This window comes from Paenibacillus taichungensis (assembly GCF_013359905.1).
Lineage (GTDB): Bacteria > Bacillota > Bacilli > Paenibacillales > Paenibacillaceae > Paenibacillus > Paenibacillus taichungensis.
On sequence record NZ_JABMCC010000107.1, the window covers coordinates 76,204 to 93,984 of the forward strand.

The window sequence follows — 17,781 nt, forward strand, 5'->3', positions numbered from 1 at the left end:
CGAGAAAAAGCTGGCACGTTGGCAGCGACGGATGGCTCCGCTTACTCCAGGCGGCGCGAACTGGAAGAAAGCAAAGCAACATGTCGCTCGTATTCACGAACGTATTGCCGAATCCATTATATCTCCTGGGCACCCTAACATGGTAAAATAAACATAATATTCGATTTTAATAGGAGATATTACGCAAATGGCTCAATTTACTAGCAACCAACATGTTATTCCTGCAAGCTTTTTAGGGAATTTTGCTAAGACGATTAACAGTAGTTCTAGTCGGAAAAGTATCGTTTTTGTACAAAGAGATGGAAAAGAAATTTACAGTACACAAGCAGAAAACGTGGGTATGAAGAAAAACATATATACAATTGCTAACGAAGGCTTTGGATCTAAAGATTACATCGATAAAACATGGGACTATGTTGAAAACAAACTTCCTAATGCAACGAGTCTACTTGCTGAACACACAGACTCTTATCTCTTCGATGCAATCATATGGAGTACTGTAATCGTGCCTTTTGTTTCACAGTTATTTGTTAGAGAAATTGATTACTCTCACTATCTAGAAAAAAGAGCACCTTGGTTAAAGGACGTATTCGACGACTCCGCATTAAAGGATAACAATAATATGAATAGGTTGATTGATTATCAACTTAATTGTGGGTTACTAGTAGATGCAGAATGGCGGCTTGTTCATAATCGTACCAGTGTTCCTTTAATAACTAATGATCGGGGATATGGCTTATTTGATGCTAGTATAGATGGTGGGCCAGCGGGGTATCTTGTACCATTTAATAAAGAAATAATGATTATGATTGCAAAAAAGCCAATAGAAATAAAAACAACGAGCGCGTATAAAATTGAAGAGACTCATAAAATCATGTTACCTCAGATTAAACTATCAGATGAGAGGATAATTAGAGCATATAATGGCAGCATGGCAAGTTGCGCAAGAAGTGAGATTTATGGAGCGGAAGAATCCATTTTGATGGATGCTTGGAGTTCGCGATATTCTAAAGCTAAAATTGATCTTGGAGGACCAACTCTCATACAACAGAAGCATCTAAGTGATATGGATATGATTACTTATTATGGAGAGTTTTTAGACCTATTAAACCTATCACCGGAAATAAGAAAAGGGGCTTTTGCAGGAAAAGAGGTTTACATTCTTGAGGGGGAAGATGGAAAAAAAATAAAGGCGTTTGGATTTCGAGATTTATAAAACATCTGAAACTATTGTACAGGCGAGATAATTTGTTAAACGCGTATGCATGGATAAATATATCGAGTTAATATTGAATGCAAAGGAATATATTCATTTCAATTCACTTAATGAGAAGGAAACAAGCTCTCCTGACAAAAGTACAAGACACTTTGCTATAGATAGTATGATGAAGACAACACTTAACATGCAATCAGAATACCAAAACAAATACTCAGAGTTCATGCTTCATTTCGACAAAGAATATATGGCACTTAAAAATTCATATTTAAATTGAAGGACATATGTATTGCAAGATTTACAATTCTGAGGTATTATTGTTCTTGTGAGTAACACAGAAATGAAGGTGGCCTACATACAATGTGGGTCGCTTTTTCATTTGATTAGGTAATAACACAAGTTTTAAGTGGGAAAAAATAAGTATTTGAATTAAATAATGTATTGCATGATTTACATTATTGATATATAATTCAGTTATGCCCCCGTGAGAACCATGATGATGTGTGTTGTTGCTGCAAATAAAGTATGATCTCATTAAAAAAGAGATTGTGCTTTATTTTTTTTGACAGAAACAGAAAAAGGATAGTGTTCATCATGCTTCTCACATTGACGATATATTAGCAGAGAGGGAGAGGCTAATGGAAGACAATGCAATAAAGGAAGCAACACAGGAGCATGAAAGAAAACATGTGTTTTTGAAATCTATTGGTAGTTTCGCAATTTATGTAACAGCTATGAAGCTTCTGATTACATTATTTCCGGAGATATTACATAAGTTCAGTATCTCGAATATAGGGGTATACGAGCTTTTGTATCTAACTATTACCGTTGTATGTCACCCGTTTTTCTATATTGTGATCTGTGGTTTATGGTTGATGTCTGCATGTGTTTCTTATTTTAAGGGGAATTATGAAGTCTTCAGAAGATCAGTCTTTCTAATGGGAGTTTGCTTTACGTTATTTTGGGGATTAGAAACAGGGGCTTATGACAAATTTGTTAGGTATTGGATCAGTGCTCTATCATCATAATTATGTGATCAAATCATACCTTAGTGATCCCGGTCCTCTGATGATAATACATAGTAGAGAGGTAGAGACTGATGGAAGATACTGCAACTCAAGAGCCTAAAAAAAAGCATATACTATTATGGTCTGTTAGTAGTGTTGCAACGGTCATCTTAGGTATTAAAATTCTGATTGGTTGGTCTCCTGATATGCTTAATGAGTCCAGTGCATTATATCTAATGGCTAAAGTTCTAATTAATCCGTATTTCTATACTGTGATCTGTGGCCTATGGCTGCTCACAGCCTTTTATTTATACTTCCAAGGAAAATATGAGATTTTCAGACAATCAGTTAGTTGGATGGGCTATTGTTTTTCTTTTTTTTGGGGACTAGAAACGGGAGTTTTTAAAATGATTGTAATCTATTTTATCAACGCATTTTCATTCTAGATGTTGTGATTGAATGAAGTCGTGATACATTGAATATGTGTTTAGATTCAATGTTGATTAAATATTAGGAGGGATACTATTGAAAACTAAATCTAAATCGAAAATGTATCGAAAAATGATTATTGGTTTTACGGTGCTTACGGTAATAGCTACATCGTTTGCAGATAGTAAGTTTACAGACATTCCAGCTAATTATTGGGCCCAAGATACAATTTCATGGGGTGTTGAACGCAACATAATTCAAGGTTATCAAGATAATACGTTTAAACCGGATCAAAATGTCACAGAAGCTGAATTCATCACGATGTTCATCAACGCTTTTGAAGGTGTTCAAGAGAGTGCAGATACATATTGGGCTTCAGGTTACTACGAATATGCAAAGTCTCATAACTGGGCGATTAAGGGATACGGGAATACTAAAGCAGCAAGTACGAAAATCAATCGGACTCGTGTTGCTGAGATCGTTACCGGTGCAGTAGGGGTGAATTACTCCGGAGATAATGCAATTCGTTATATGCTCACAAAGGGACTAGCTGAAGGTAGAGGTTCAACTCCTTCCGTATCAGGTTATCAGGGTTCATCACTACTTAAGAGATCTGAAGCAGTTCAGTTCATTAAAAACCTGATGGATAAGGGTGTAACTGAGGTTAGGGAGCGTCCAACAAAGCCATCCGATCCAAAAGACATTCCTGCACTGCCTGGTGAGATTAGCTCTAATGGTGATGTAACACTCAAAGAATTGAAGAAAAAAGACGCTACAGCAGACGTAGCTAGAGCTATTGAATTTATGCCAAAAGACGCAGCAAGTGAACCATACATTAAAGAGTTTCTGAATAACATCATTATCAAAGATGGGAAAGCAACATTCACTGTTCCTAAGTCGATACCTAAAGGATATATAGTTTATCTTAACGGAGTAGATGGTTCTGCATATAGCCTTAAAGTTACTGGTGGAGAAGAAAAATCTTTCAAAATTCAAGACGGGTTTGGATTGTCTATGTATGTTGGGACTACAGCTAAACAAAGTATAAGTATTATGGAGAACGGAGATGTAATCTGGGGGGCAAAACACTCATGAGTACTTCCCAATCGAAAAATAGGAATAATTTTAAGAAGCGGGCCATTGTGGCCACGCTTCTTTTAGTTGTCGTGATGTTTGGTTTTGTTGGATGGAGAGTGTTTGCCGCTACAACTCCACCATCATATGGAAAACAGTTTTATCCATACACAAGAGATACCTCAATTCAACTAACAGGTGACCTAACTCCAAGTGGACCTGGCAGGCCTGAGTTGGAATATGCCCAACGACAAGCCTATGCGCTTTGGTCAGACATTCGGTTCAGAGACCTCGCGACAAAGGCTTGGTCAGAGGCAACCCCTGGTGGCGACTATAAAGGGGTCATCACCTTTAACATCATAGAGGAAGATGCTAAAGATGACTTCAATAAAAGGGAAGGATATAACCTTATTCCCTTTAATGAAAATGGCGTATCGTACGGACCTATTAAAATGGTGTCAGAATGGGCGAATGGTAACCCGGACTACATCATTAACAAGCTAAAAGAAGGGTCCGATGAAAGTAATTATTATCTAAAGGCGAGTAATCGCTATTTTGTTGGAGTACCTAATCCGAACAACACTTGGTACCGACTACCATCACTGATTGCTCTCTCAGGTGGTGGACTAAATATGACTACGGACATGGTGGCTCAGGCGCCAACTACCAGTGTAAATCGAGGAGTAACTTTCCCATCCTTTAAAACAACCTATTCTACCACACCATGGCCAAAGATTTTCACCATCTATGGTGCTGAAGGAACTGCAGAAAGACAGACGGTGAGCTCAGCCAAAGGGATGCTGCGAATCAGCACCACGACGTCATCCTATTGGGGGAATAAGCATAAGCTGTGGTTTGTGGAAGGGAAATTCTCACAAGAACAGATTATGGCTGAAATCAATAAAACGACTACAGCGTCCGGAAAAAATGATGCTACGCGTTTTGATAGTTTTGCCAAGAATGTGTACAAAGAAATCAGCACAGGTGGTAAACAAACGTTCAGCTACAATACATCGATCCCGGTAACGGACATTAAAAAAATAACCATAGCGGATGGTACAGTTAGAGATTATACACTTGTGGTGAGTGATGGATATGATCGAATTGCTGTCCAAAACTTTAAACTGGGTGTGTCTGATCCGGATCTGGCGGTTGACCCGAATAGTATTTCGATTACGCCGGCAGCTCCTCAGCCGGCAGGAAGTACAGCGTCGGTATCCATTGACGTACTGAATAACGGTACCAACGATATCGCCAGTACCTACTTATTATGGCGTTGGAACTCAACAACCGCAGTGCAGAAGGTTCCGATTACAAACTTTAAAGCCGGTGAGCGGAGAAAGCTTAATATCGAAGTGAAATATCCTAATCACCCGGATGTACTCATTTTCAATATCAACGGGTACAAGGATAATCCACCGAATGAGTCGGATTGGGAGAACAATAGGGCCCAATATAAAGTGGGTACCGGTTCAGTGAACTTACGAGCAACTGAGATCCGCGTAACACCATCTAAACCACAACCTGGACAGATTGCAAGGTTCCAGGTACTCGTTGAAAACGAGAGCTATACGGAAACAATCACGAACACGTATTTAGACTGGTCTGTTAATGGAGTAGCTAAAGAACGGATTAGCTCCATAACCCTTGCACCACGGGAGAAGAAGTGGATTACCGACTTGAAAGTTACGAGTGTTCCAGAGGGAGATATGCTCACGATCAAAGCAGAGATAAATAGTGGTCACAATCGACCTTCCAATGAGTATCGCGAAGGAGGCTTAGATCCGTGGGTAGATAACAAGATTGAAAAAGTGTACGACTTGAAGGAGAAAACACTGAATCTATTCGTTAAGAGTGTAAGCTCCGGTACAGCTACTCAGAGCCAAAATGTAACCACTCGCGTTGAGGTTGGCCGTGAGAATCTTCCCGGTGATGCGATGGAGGCAAAGACTTTCGCTGTGAAGCTCTTCCTCGTTGATGCGAGTGGAAAGGATACACTTGTTGGTACGCAGCAAGTCACCTTCTCTAAACCAGGAGAGAACAAAACCCTCATGATGAGCTGGAACACGGGTGGACGAGACTTAGGAAACTATAACTTGGTCGCTACCATCAATCTACCGCCATCACAAGGAGAAAAAACGTATCAGGATAATCAACTCAGTGCAGGATTCACCATATACGGCCGGGCTACCAACGGTACGTGCAAAGTGACGAATCATACCTCCGACATTTCAGGCACTTATGAATATTGTGCGAGGTATGGAACAGGGTACGACAGTAACGGTAACTCATACTCGTATTGCGCACGATATGAAACAGGTTATTATTATGAATATTTCAATTCCACTTTCAATAAAGCTTTGTCCGGAACATTTGTTCAAGAAAATGCAGATGAAATTAATGGAACCGATGTACCGCTTGTCCGAAGCAACAGCACGACCATTAAAGCGGGTCAGGGATTCAATTTTGTAATTGACTCCAAGTACACGGAGGACCGCGGTAGAACGGGTAACATTTACCGGGCAGTAGCTCATTTCCCTAAAGCAGACGGAACGATCGAGGATATTGAGTTAGTCAAATTATCATCCTCTACGAATCAGGTCCAATGGGGAATACCACTCGCTTGGGTAGCTAAGCATGGTGACGAGGTCATTTATAATGAGGGCGGAAATCCTGGATCGAGAAATCCCGAACAGGACAACTATTACTATCCAGGCGGCCGGGCGTACTATGCATCACTAGCTATGGCTGATGGGACCTATAACATCGGTGTAGATCTATATGCAACCGGAGTTAATAACCTAACACAATGTATCAATATTCAGTTTACGGTTTCTGATAATTTGATGAATGATTTTTATGTGCGTCAGGTGATGCCGGAAGATCCATTCCCGTCACAACTATTCCCAACCGGTGCTACGAAACCATGGGTCGGATCTGTAGAAACATTAAAACGTTTGGCAGCCTGGGTTAATTTTTCGGAAGATACCATCAACTGGCCAAACTAAATGATTATAGTAGAGCCTTCGCGAAAGCGGAGGCTTTTTTCTATTTAGATGAAGGTACAACGATATGAGAAGGAGGCTCATAAATGCTAGTTATCACCGCAATATTAATTGGCATATACAACGCATTTAATATGTATTGTGATGTCCGATGGCGAATAACCAAAAACCTATGGCATCTGCTATTCATGATTATTTTCTCTAGTTTAATCATATGGCAGTTTCCGACAACGATAGTTTGGGTGTTGATTTGTGGTTTTCTAGGAATGCTCGTGATCGGACTGATTCTGGAAAATGTGGGTTCAACAGCGCCAGGGGATACCAAAATGATGATGATTAATGGGGTTGGCGTATCATTATTTGCGCTCATTGGTAGTGAGGGTGTAGTAGGTGGACATTACCGGAATGTAGTTCTTCTTTTTATAGGATCATTAGCGCTGATTCTATTTAGTATTGATGTCTACCGCTTTGGAAGGAAACACGGTTTAACCAAAGTATTCAAAACACTATTTAGTCATTCTTTTGGATTCATATTAAGAAGGTTTGGATTAGGTTTTTTTGCTACTGAACCAGATCTAAACAACACATCAATGCGGGTCTTACCAGGTGCAGTGATGATTACCATGGCCGTCTCTGTCACCCTTTTGGTCTTCTATCCATGATGGAGAAAGAAAGGAGGAGATCCGGATGTCTACTTCACCCAAGATGTTGATGTTTCTTATTGTTTTTACACTGTTCGCTTACTTCACTATTGATTACGTCAGTATAGGAACACAAAAAGTGAAAATGCAAAGTTCAACACGAAACACGACCCAAACCGCAATGATGCGATCGGTGGAAGAGGGTGGAATACGAACAAAGCATTTACCAAGGATCGATATCCAACAGTTTGATCAACAATTTGGCATATACGGCGAGCTGAATGCAGGAACAAAAGCGATGATGAGCTCTTACACCGGTATATATCAAATTAATCGCTTGGCCCCGTATGCAGCTGTTCAGATGGGCACACCTGTAGAATCGCTATCCATGAAGATGCTCAAAAGCGACAAAGTTAACATCTGGCATTATCCAAGACATCGCGTTGTCTTTATTTGGGATAAAAAAACAAACTAATTATTGGAGGTTAGACGTTTCATGAATAAACGTAGGATAGCTGCTGTAATGATTTCAGCATTGGTCGTAATTGGATTCGTAGGAATCAGTGAGTATCGCGTGAGTAATGAACTAAGACCGACTACGGTCTATTTCGCAAGTCAGGATATCCCGGCACATACAGAAATCTTGGATAGTATGGTCACCAGTATGGAACTACCATTGAAAGGCCTGCCGCCAGGCATTATCACAAACAAAAAAGATCTGGTGGGTAAATACACGCTTGATCAATACGGACTGGCTCAAAATAGTTATTTCTTCCAATCCAAAATTGTTTCACAAGACGAGTTGATGGATGCAGCCCGTATGAAACTTAAAGATGGTCAATCTCTTTGGACTGGAAGTGTGAATCTACTCGAATCTTCTGCAGGTAATGTCCTACCTGATACGGACATTGATATTTGGTTCAGTGCGGTAGAAACGGATGGAGCGGATTCGAAGTGGGTTATCGGTAAGATGTATGAAGGTGTTACCGTCCTCAGTGCCAAGAATAAAAAAGCAGAAGATATTGTGGCGAAAAATAACACCAACACAGTGAATGCGCAAGGTCAGACTACAGCTCCGAAAAAAGAGTTGTATCCGACGGTCGTTCAACTGGCAGTGGATGATGATCAGCTGCAGATATTAAATGCATCGTTGTCTACCGCATTCAGGGATGGCACCATCATTTTGGTACCGCACAACGATAATCGTGAAGCAGGACTTCCGGAGCTAGGTGTAACAGGTGTCTACGACATCAAGCCTTACATTAAGTCAAAACAATTGGATCTCGATCAATACATTAGCAAGACCAAAAACACGTCTGAAACAAAGCAAGTCGAATCACTATCTGATATTCAACCAGAGGGAGAGAAAAACTAATGACGACTGAAATGATGGACGATACCGTAAACATATCATTTGCAAAGACGAACAATAAGGTGATTGTAGGGTGGTCATGCGAAAGCGGGATGGGTGTAAATACATTCTTGAACGCAGCCGCAGTAGAGAGTGCAAGAAGGGGAGTGAAGACTGCCTTAGTGGAATTAGATGTCTTACACGCTTCAACCTCCATTTCACTTGGTATGAGTCATCGGACCCGTAATCTGGAAACGTGGTTGGCTAAGAGCAAAGAATCAAGTAAACTTCGTGATATTCGAGATTATCTAGTGAATTCTAAACTCTGGATGCAAGACATGGCTTCCTCACATCCTGGTCTGGTAAGTGTCATTTCAGAACTCCCAGAAGATTTGTATCTGTTTGCTCCTTCTCAATTTATGGACCGTTTCCAGGCGCATTCATTGCCCATGAGTAAGGATATGCCTTATTTCATAATCGAACAATTAAGTGAATTAGGATTCGAGGCTATTTACTTGGATATTCCAAGTGAAATGCTTATGCCGGTTACAGGTGTAAGTCTAAAGCTTGCCAGTGAGCTTTTAATTTTCGTTGATGGGCATGTAGCGCACAGCGTGTATACAGGTCAAGAAATTAAGCGGATGCTCAGTAACAATGGAGACCAGAGAGGATTGAAAATCATTCTGAATCGTGCGCCAGGTTTAGCGCCGGCCGTTGAGAAAATTCTTGGACAACCCGTGTGGAAATCACTACCGGATGATCCAACCATTACGGAAAAATCGTTGGATCTTATTCCAGGTGGTGGAGAAAAGTATAATTCCGTAGTGAATAGTTTCGTGGATACTATCGGTTTTAAAAAGAAAAAAATTCAGCAACAAACCAATGATGGAAGCAAAAAGGGACTTAAAAGATTATTCTCCAGATAAAACTTAATTCAAGCCCGCGATGCATCGATCGTGGGTTTTTTTCTTTTCTATATAAATGACAGAGTCACAAGTTGAGAGAGGAGCAAATAAAAAATGGCTACAGGTACGGATTTGGTTAATCCTGCAAAGGATGTTATGCAACACGTTATAAATTCAGTGAATTCAAGGGAGAACACCGTAAACGAATCAAAAGAGGGCATGTTGAGCGATCCACCGAGCATCTTCATCTCTCAAGAGGAATACTATGAAGGCGTAAATAATCCTACCGGGGCAGCTGAGTCAAAACATGGGCTATCTATTGATTCAATGGTATCGGCAGATGCCTTGAATGTAGTTCGAGATAAACTTTCCTTATCTTTCGGCAACGAACTTTCCAGAGCTTTTTACAATCGTGAAATTCGAGATGAAATGGAAAAAGCGGCCCGTAAATTCCTTATGGAGAATGAACAGTTGAAAGATCACAGTAAGGGACTCAAGGAGCAAGCGAAGGATCTCGTAGATGAGATAGTAGGGCTAGGTCCAATTGATGACGTGATGAACGACAACACGATCATGGAAATTATGGTTAATGGTGATAGTGAAGTATATGTGGAAGATCACAATGGCATACGCCTTACGGATATCAAGTTCAATGATGAAGAACACGTACTATCCATAGCACGAAAAATGCTCAACTTCTCTAATGCCACGATTAATGAAGCTTCTCCAATCTGTGATACAAGGTTGTCTGACGTACGGTTGAATATCGTGATACCGCCAATATCAAGAAATGGTACAACCATCACGATACGAAAATATCCTCCTATTAACCTATCGGCAGAGAAGATGATTCAGAATGGGCTGCTTACGGACGAGATGTTTAAGTTCTCTCAATTGGCTATTCGTGGTGGGGCGAATATTTTAGTTGTTGGTAGTACCGGATCAGGTAAAACAACATTTATTAAGCGTTTATGTGAAGAGATCCCTGATCATGAAAGAACACTGACCATTGAGGATACAGAGGAGCTTCGACTCAAGGTTCTGTATCCTAAAAAACATATCGTAAGTCTGGAATGTAGATTTACCGGCAATAAAGATACCACAATTGACTTGGGTGGATTGTTAAAATCCTCTCTTCGAATGTATCCATATCGAATAATTGTAGGTGAAATTCGTTCACAGGAAGCACTCGATTTAATTGAAATTTTCAATACGGGTCATGACGGTGGTTTGAGTTCACTTCACGCCAATTCTGCAAAAGATGCTGTCACCCGTATTGTACAGATGATTCTTCGGAACGGTTTACCATTAGCACCAAACATTATCGGAAAAATGGTGAGTACTGCGATAGATATTATTTACTTTGTGGAGAAACTGGCAGATGGAAGTCGTCATATTACAGAAGTTGTTGAGTTGCTCGGTTATGAAAACGATGAACCTATTGTCAATCACTTGTATAAATATGAAGTGGCAGATGTAGAGGCTAAAAGTGATGGAAAGCTGAAGTTCATTGGGAAACATAGCGTGGGTGAAGATTGTACAATATCTACCAAACTCATGAAGAAGATGATCACACGTAGTGTCCCACGGTCAGAACTGAAAAAATGGACGAAAAACGACTTCAATTTGACAGCTATTTAAAGAAAGGGGTACATCATGGATTTATCAAATATTGTATACTTCGGCTCATTTGTTATCATGTTCGTCTTGTTGATTTTCTTACTACTGTATCTTTTGCCAAAGAAAAAGTACCGCTCTTGGAGCATGATTAAGTCAGAGAATGAAGAAGAAATCCAAAAAAAGACACAACAGACTGTAGCTTCAAAGCGATTCAGATTCACGCGTTACCTTTCAGCTAATACCTATGAAATTGAAGCGGACAACATTAATTGGGACGTCGGGGCGAAAGCGCCCCTTTATCTTTATGGGTGTTTGCTTTTAGGTGTCGGATTTGGAGTACTAATGGAGTCTCCAATTGCAATGATTTGTGGAGCGTATGCTGGGCTGTGGGCTCCTTGGTTTGTATTGAATAATAAAAAACAGAACTATGAAGATTTCACAGAGGAACAAATAGAAGTTCTGGTCCAAGCGGTTAGCGCGGGTTATTCCATTACGCAGAATCTGACAACTTCCATGGACAAGGCTACTGAAAGCTTGGAGGGTCCAGTTAAAGAGAAATGGAAGAAACTTGTGGATGATTATTTAACCGGTATAGCGCTGCCAGATTTGCTCAAGGACATGCAAAAATCGATTGCTGTCAAGGAATTCAAAATGTTCTCTGACGTTTTAATCGTTGTGGAGAGAAACGGCGGAGACGCTTCTCCTACAATGAAACGGATCGCGGATGTCATCCAAAGTAATCGTCTCTTAAAGGAAGAAGCAAAAGCGGAGTTGATTCAGCAGCGGCAGGCACATAGAACTAACGTCATAATAGCTATAGGCATGGTGCTATTCTTTAGATTCGCTCAAGCAGATCAGTATAAACAACTCATGGATCTTCCTTTGGGTCAAGGGTTACTCATCGCATTAATTGTGTACATTCTTTGGTCATTCCCAAAAGTAAATCAGATGACTCGAATCTAATCAGAACGGAGTGTAATTAACTTGATCTATATCATTGTAGGTGCAATCTTCTTTTTATTGTTATATGTGAGTTTAACAACGCTTTTGACTACGGGAAGGTCGTATCGGTCATACGCCTATATTGCGGATAATAATAAGGCTATGTGGAAAAAGGTAGCGGGATCGTTAGAGGTGGCTGCACGTAGCAAAGTTAAGCTTTCAACAGAACAACATTCTGCGTTGGAAAAACAACTGTATCGTCTAGGTTGGAAAGAGAGACCTGAAGATATCGCTGGTCAACAACTCATGTTTGGAGGCCTTGCGTTTGTAGGATTTACATTCTTCGCAATCCTTACAAATTCTGCGCCATTTTTCTTTCTAGCCATTGGCGTAGGATTCTATTTTTATCGTTATCCAGTATCACGTTTGAAAAAAGAGTTGTCATTTAAAGAAAAAATAGCACAAGAGAAATTGCCTGACTTTATTGACCACCTCATATTACTTTTTTCTGCTGGATTAACTCCCTACGCAGCTATCAAATTAGCCTGTGAGCATGCCCCAGAGGGCCTTGAGCTTGATTGTACCCGTTTATCAAAAGATATGGACCTTATGTCAGAGTCAAGGGCCTTAGAACGATTTGCTGAAAGCATAGGAACTTCGTCTATCAAAAGATTCGTCTTTGCTATGAAACAGGCAATCCAAATGAGTAAAGAAGAGGCAGAAGAAATTTTCAAATCTCAAACCAAACTCATGAGAGAAATTCGTGTCCAGAATAACAGAAAAATCATAAAAGAACGCCCTGCGAAGCTACAACTTATTAGTACAGGGATGTTTGCCTTTGTTTTAGCTGTCCCGCTAGCCATTATTGTTATCAACTTTATGGCTCAAATGAAAGGCATGGGGTAAATTCAATGGAGAGATCGATCTGTAAGCGCGGATCGATTTTTTTATTTAGTGACAAGCAAATGGAGAAAGGTAGGTTAACTCATGCAATCACCTGAGAAATTAATATGGCTGCCCATTCTAGCGTTCTTCTTATTTTTTACTCCCGATATGATCACGTATGGTCAATGGCAGTGGAAAGCGAACCAACTCACCGACTTCGCAGTTGAACGGATGGCAGCAAGTGGAGGATGGACATCTACGGTAGAAGAAGAAGTTTCATCGAAGATGAAACAGATGGGATTTGATAAAGATAAATGGATTATCTACCGGTCTGATGGTGTGGTTAAAGCTCCTGGTAATGTCCAGTTTCAAATATCGAGTAAATATCATATGAGGGCGTTCTCGGTACTTGGTGAAAAGATGAATAAAGCAATGGGAGACTCAACTGTACTTACGGTGTTAGCCAACCAACAAAAGAGCTCGCAAATATACTGAGTTTTTTTAAAAGTGTATTGCATGATTTACATCATTGTTGTATAATCAATTTATCGGGAACACCAACCACCCGATAGAAGTGTTCGATCTCCTTTTAATAGATTTACTACCTTGGCAGAAGAGTGTTAAATCACTCTTCTGTTTTATTTTTATCTGGCTGAGACAGTGACCTTAAAGTCAAGGGACTGTCTTTTTTTCTGTATATGTATAAGGAGGCGATATTTTATGTCACGTTCGGACGCGATACTAAAAACATTGGAAGTAAACATGTATCGATGCGAATTACGAGAAAAGCAACGCACTGTGTTGTGGATGTTATTACAGGGGAAAGAGAAAAAGGAAATTGCTCGCACACTCCATCTCAGCGAAGAAGCCATTAGGAAGCATCAGCGAACGATATATAACAAACTTGGAATTGAGGGTAAATCGCAACTGGTTAAGTGGGTGATTGAACAAATTTCAACTTCAATTCATGAACCTCATCCATTATCTAAGGATCAGATTTTCTGGGAGCAGATGCAGCAGAGCAATCAAAACGAAGCGGGTGAATTGCGTGGAAATCGATTTTGAGAAGAGTTACTTTAAACAGTTAGGTCGTATTAGGGATCGCTTAGAGACAGAATATTACGAGCGAGAAACCCTTATACGTTGCGCGTTAGTGAGCATGATTGCTGGTGAACACATGTTATTGATAGGACCCCCAGGTACAGCGAAGAGTTCAGTCCTGGAGAGAATCTTTCAATCTTTTCGTGAGCTAAATATCTTTAAATGGAGTATGAACTACGATACGACTCCAGAGGAGATCTTGGGACCATACGAAGAAGGACTGTACACTAAAGGCCAACTAAAGCGTAAGACATCAGGAAAGCTTCCAGAGGCACATATGGCAATTTTGGACGAGATCCTTCGAGCTAAGGGGGAAACATTGAATAGCTTGTTGGATGTTATTAACGAAAGAACTATGCTTCAAATGAGTGAGCGAATTAAAGTACCTTTGATCAGTTTATTCGGTGCAACGAACGAGCTTCATAATGATGAACAGAACAATGCGTTGTATGATCGTTTTTTGATCCGGATGAAAGTTGGATACGTACAGTTTCCAGATGCTCTGAAGTCAATGATAACAAGTAAACATGTATCAGATGATAATGTTGAATCGATCTCACTTTCTGATTTGAATAAATTGAGAATGAATTTAGAATTCGTAGACATTCCTGACGAGATTATCGATTCCATTGTTTCTATCCGTATCCAACTATTCAAGGCAAAAATATATCCTTCAGATAGAAGACTTAAGGCTAGTCTGAAGCTCCTTAAAGCTTCAGCTATATTAGAAGGGCGACCGGTGGTTCGTAAGAGTGATCTTACCATTCTCTATTTTGCCTTTTGGAATAACCCTTTGGATGAAGATAAGGTCTCCCGTATTTTGAGCCCTTATTTAACAAGGTAATAAAAATTGATTGGAGGATTAACCTGATGAACAAAATCACAGCGTTTACAACACAGCATCTTCAGAATCTTTTAGATGTGTGGAAGAGCGATTATAAGCTTAAAACACATGATGGAGAAATCCGCTCGATTGAAATGACAAAGAGTTATGAAGTTTCAGGTCCAATAACTACGGCAAACACATTTATCATCAATGTGTGCAGAATGTACAAATACATGACAGTAAGCAAACAAGGAGATACGATTACCTTGAGTATTAGCGTCAAGCCTGAAACAGTCGATGAATTCCTGGCATTTTGCAATAAGCTGCAACTACAAGAACAGACGTCTGAAGATGGACCTACCACGTGAACATTAACCTGGGTATATAAGTTCGGTTACATGAATAAAGAGGTAGTTCATTGAGGCGAGTTTAAGTTGATTGGAACTGAATACGCCTCATTTTTACATAAAACAAAATAGCCGTCAAAAAGCAGAGAGTTCGTAATCAACGACTCTCTGCTTTTTTTTATTAAGTGAAGGCAGATCCTTTGATAAATCAAAATTCAAAGAAGGGAGCCGCTCGATGAATCGTGAAGAAATTCTCACTGTTTTATTAAACAACATTGAAGAAACTGGTTTATGGATGTTAGCTACATTAAAGGTGGCTGGCAAACCGGTTAGTAAAACTAACCTAAAGGATCAGACAAACAAGAGATATTTCGAGAAAAAGGAGAAGTCACTTATCTCTTCAAGATATACGCTCGATATCTTCACAGCTAAATTAGAAGGGGCTGGTTTAATTGCTGTAGAAAAAGTGGGCCAAGTGAGGCTATATCAACTGACTTTATTGGGCAATGAAATCATTAAGTTTCGTGAAAATGAAAGAAGCGGAGTGAATTAATATGGGTGATTTAGGACTGAAATATGGTTTTTGGGGATTTGGACTTGGTGGTACATCTATAGCTAATGCTTGTGCCAATATTCGAATGAACGTCAAAAATAACATGCAACCGTACACCGCACTCTTAGTTAATACAAATGAAGTTGATATGAATAAAATCCCACATTGCTCAACGGCCACAAAGTACATCTTACGTGGTTTTGAGAAAGGCGCTGCCAGAGATATTCAAGTGGGCGAAGAAGCATTTCTGACACATAAAGAGGACCTCATTAGTAAGGTGCAGCAATTGTTTTCTGACCGGGATTTTATATTCTTAGTTGTAGGATTAGGAGGGGGCACTGGAACTGGTGCAGTAATTGAAGCTGCAAGAGTTTTACATGCCAATGGTTTTAAAGGGAGATTCGGATTAGTTCTCACTTTACCTCGAGATCAAGAAGGTAAAGTCGTCTTAGATAATGCTATACGAAGATTGCAACTAATAGCTAAGGCCATGAAGGGACTGGGTTCTATTCTATTGGTTGATAATCAACAACTATTTGAAGACTACTTACAGAAGAATTCAAAAGGGAATGTTGAGGATTTTCTAAAAAGCACGAATGAGTACATTGCTGAATTACTTCATGATATCAATATGGTTACGAGCAACTATAATCCAACGGGACCGTATCACTTTGATATTTCAGAGTGGCTAAAAATGTTACAGACATCCGGAATCATCATGATCGGGAAAACAGTATTGTATGAATCTGATGTAGATGCTGAGAATCAAGGCACGTACCTGGCGCTTATGAAACAGTCAATTGAGAAAGGAGTGTTAAGCGGTGGTTACAAATTGGAGAATGCAGATCGATGTGCTCTTAGTTTATTGGCCAGTCCTGCAGGAGCAAAGCGGATGTTCACATTAGGCATGATAAACACGCTGGAGAAACAAATGATGGAATATGCGCCGTATGCTAATGAGCGTCCTGTTGCAACATATGGCGATAAAGCTATTAACCAGCTGCATATATATTCTGTTTTTGCTGGTTTATCACTTCCTAAAAGAGTGTTAGATATCGTGGAAAGTTCAAAAAAATTGGTTCGAACAGTAGAAGCAACTGATGAAGCGTTAACGATGCTCCAAAGCTATAATATTTCAGATGGTTCAGAAGTTGACGATCTAGAAGCGTTACTCAATTCGAACGAGAGAACAGAGCCAGCCACGAAGAATTCAGACGACCCTTTCTCAAATTTGTAAACGGGTTCTACTGCCGCAGTTTGGGACTCAATAACAGGCGCAGTAAAAGCCTCATGAATTACTGCAGTAAGGACAGAATCGTGATTGCAATAGGTTTATACTGCCGCACTTAATGCGGCATTGGAATGGGAGGGTAAATGAAGCTACTTCATGGAGTTGTTCCTGAGCAAATGGGTAACGTTCGAGTTATAGAAACACTGGATCATCAGAGTCATATTTTGCATTTCTCATTACCTGGTATCCTTCCACATTATCAAGTGGAACAGAGAGAGAAACGAGTCGTGAGAAAACAAATTAGGGACTCCAAAGAGTACTACAATAGGTTGTTTTTTGATCTCAGCTCGTCGTTACCTGCCAGGTATTCGTATAAAAAAGCCTTTATATATATCATTCAATTTTTCTCAGATAGAGTTATTCGAGATTACGATAATCGTGAACGGAAGTATGTTTTTGATGCTCTACGCGCTGCACTGGTAATCAAGGATGATAACTGGCAGAACATGTCCGTATGTGAATCAGGAGAGTACGATCCAGGAAACCCCCACACGGAAATCTTTATCAGCGAACACAGTTATTCAATTGAATTATTTAGCTACATTCAAAAATACTGTATCAGTACTGAGTACGATAATTGATATCAGT

The 17,781-nt window shown here is 39.9% G+C and carries 19 protein-coding genes; all 19 read left to right on the top strand.

What is annotated here, in order from left to right; translation table 11 throughout:
- Positions 1-10 precede the first annotated feature (10 nt).
- Positions 11-151, top strand: a complete 141-nt coding sequence (locus tag HP548_RS33925; RefSeq protein WP_343054831.1) for a hypothetical protein — start codon at positions 11-13, stop codon at positions 149-151.
- Between the two features lie 36 nt (positions 152-187).
- Complete coding sequence (locus tag HP548_RS12275; protein ID WP_175381784.1) at positions 188-1,216, top strand: DUF4238 domain-containing protein; 1,029 nt, start codon at positions 188-190, stop codon at positions 1,214-1,216.
- Positions 1,217-2,315: 1,099 nt separating this feature from the next.
- Positions 2,316-2,669, top strand: a complete 354-nt coding sequence (locus tag HP548_RS12280) for a hypothetical protein (protein ID WP_175381785.1) — start codon at positions 2,316-2,318, stop codon at positions 2,667-2,669.
- 79 nt (positions 2,670-2,748) lie between these two features.
- Complete coding sequence (locus tag HP548_RS12285; protein WP_175381786.1) at positions 2,749-3,747, top strand: S-layer homology domain-containing protein; 999 nt, start codon at positions 2,749-2,751, stop codon at positions 3,745-3,747.
- Positions 3,744-6,734 carry a hypothetical protein gene (locus HP548_RS12290; protein ID WP_175381787.1) on the top strand — a complete coding sequence of 997 codons (2,991 nt, stop codon included), beginning with the start codon at positions 3,744-3,746 and terminating at the stop codon, positions 6,732-6,734. Before HP548_RS12285 ends, HP548_RS12290 begins: the two co-directional genes overlap by 4 nt.
- Before the next feature lie 83 nt (positions 6,735-6,817).
- A complete protein-coding gene (locus HP548_RS12295) occupies positions 6,818-7,393 on the top strand; it encodes a hypothetical protein (protein ID WP_175381788.1) in 576 nt (191 codons plus the stop codon).
- A gap of 25 nt (positions 7,394-7,418) precedes the next feature.
- The gene (locus HP548_RS12300) at positions 7,419-7,847 is read left to right on the top strand and encodes a hypothetical protein (RefSeq protein WP_090810956.1); all 429 of its coding nucleotides are present in this window, start codon (positions 7,419-7,421) and stop codon (positions 7,845-7,847) included.
- A gap of 21 nt (positions 7,848-7,868) precedes the next feature.
- Positions 7,869-8,747: an SAF domain-containing protein gene (locus HP548_RS12305; protein ID WP_175381789.1), complete on the top strand. Its 879-nt coding sequence runs from the start codon at positions 7,869-7,871 to the stop codon at positions 8,745-8,747.
- A complete protein-coding gene (locus HP548_RS12310; RefSeq protein ID WP_175381790.1) occupies positions 8,747-9,649 on the top strand; it encodes a P-loop NTPase family protein in 903 nt (300 codons plus the stop codon). The genes HP548_RS12305 and HP548_RS12310 overlap by 1 nt, the downstream gene beginning before the upstream one ends.
- 93 nt (positions 9,650-9,742) lie before the next feature.
- Positions 9,743-11,269 (top strand): CpaF family protein, encoded by a 1,527-nt coding sequence (locus tag HP548_RS12315; RefSeq protein ID WP_175381791.1) that lies wholly within the window; start codon positions 9,743-9,745, stop codon positions 11,267-11,269.
- Between the two features lie 15 nt (positions 11,270-11,284).
- Entirely contained in the window at positions 11,285-12,211 is a 927-nt protein-coding gene (locus HP548_RS12320; RefSeq protein ID WP_175381792.1) for a type II secretion system F family protein, read from the top strand.
- A 171-nt stretch (positions 12,212-12,382) separates the two neighbouring features.
- Positions 12,383-13,096, top strand: a complete 714-nt coding sequence (locus tag HP548_RS12325) for a type II secretion system F family protein (protein ID WP_217504692.1) — start codon at positions 12,383-12,385, stop codon at positions 13,094-13,096.
- A gap of 81 nt (positions 13,097-13,177) precedes the next feature.
- Positions 13,178-13,570, top strand: coding sequence for a hypothetical protein (locus tag HP548_RS12330; RefSeq protein ID WP_175381794.1), 393 nt, complete (start codon positions 13,178-13,180; stop codon positions 13,568-13,570).
- A gap of 225 nt (positions 13,571-13,795) precedes the next feature.
- Positions 13,796-14,140 carry a response regulator transcription factor gene (locus HP548_RS12335; protein ID WP_175381795.1) on the top strand — a complete coding sequence of 115 codons (345 nt, stop codon included), beginning with the start codon at positions 13,796-13,798 and terminating at the stop codon, positions 14,138-14,140.
- On the top strand, positions 14,124-15,020 hold the full coding sequence (locus tag HP548_RS12340; protein ID WP_175381796.1) for an AAA family ATPase: 897 nt from the start codon (positions 14,124-14,126) through the stop codon (positions 15,018-15,020). The genes HP548_RS12335 and HP548_RS12340 overlap by 17 nt, the downstream gene beginning before the upstream one ends.
- A 26-nt stretch (positions 15,021-15,046) precedes the next feature.
- The gene (locus tag HP548_RS12345) at positions 15,047-15,370 is read left to right on the top strand and encodes a hypothetical protein (RefSeq protein ID WP_175381797.1); all 324 of its coding nucleotides are present in this window, start codon (positions 15,047-15,049) and stop codon (positions 15,368-15,370) included.
- Between the two features lie 214 nt (positions 15,371-15,584).
- The gene (locus HP548_RS12350; protein WP_175381798.1) at positions 15,585-15,902 is read left to right on the top strand and encodes a cell division protein FtsZ; all 318 of its coding nucleotides are present in this window, start codon (positions 15,585-15,587) and stop codon (positions 15,900-15,902) included.
- A gap of 1 nt (position 15,903) precedes the next feature.
- Positions 15,904-17,139 (top strand): FtsZ/tubulin family protein, encoded by a 1,236-nt coding sequence (locus tag HP548_RS12355; protein WP_175381799.1) that lies wholly within the window; start codon positions 15,904-15,906, stop codon positions 17,137-17,139.
- Positions 17,140-17,276: 137 nt separating this feature from the next.
- Positions 17,277-17,774, top strand: coding sequence for a hypothetical protein (locus tag HP548_RS12360; RefSeq protein ID WP_175381800.1), 498 nt, complete (start codon positions 17,277-17,279; stop codon positions 17,772-17,774).
- Positions 17,775-17,781 lie beyond the last annotated feature (7 nt).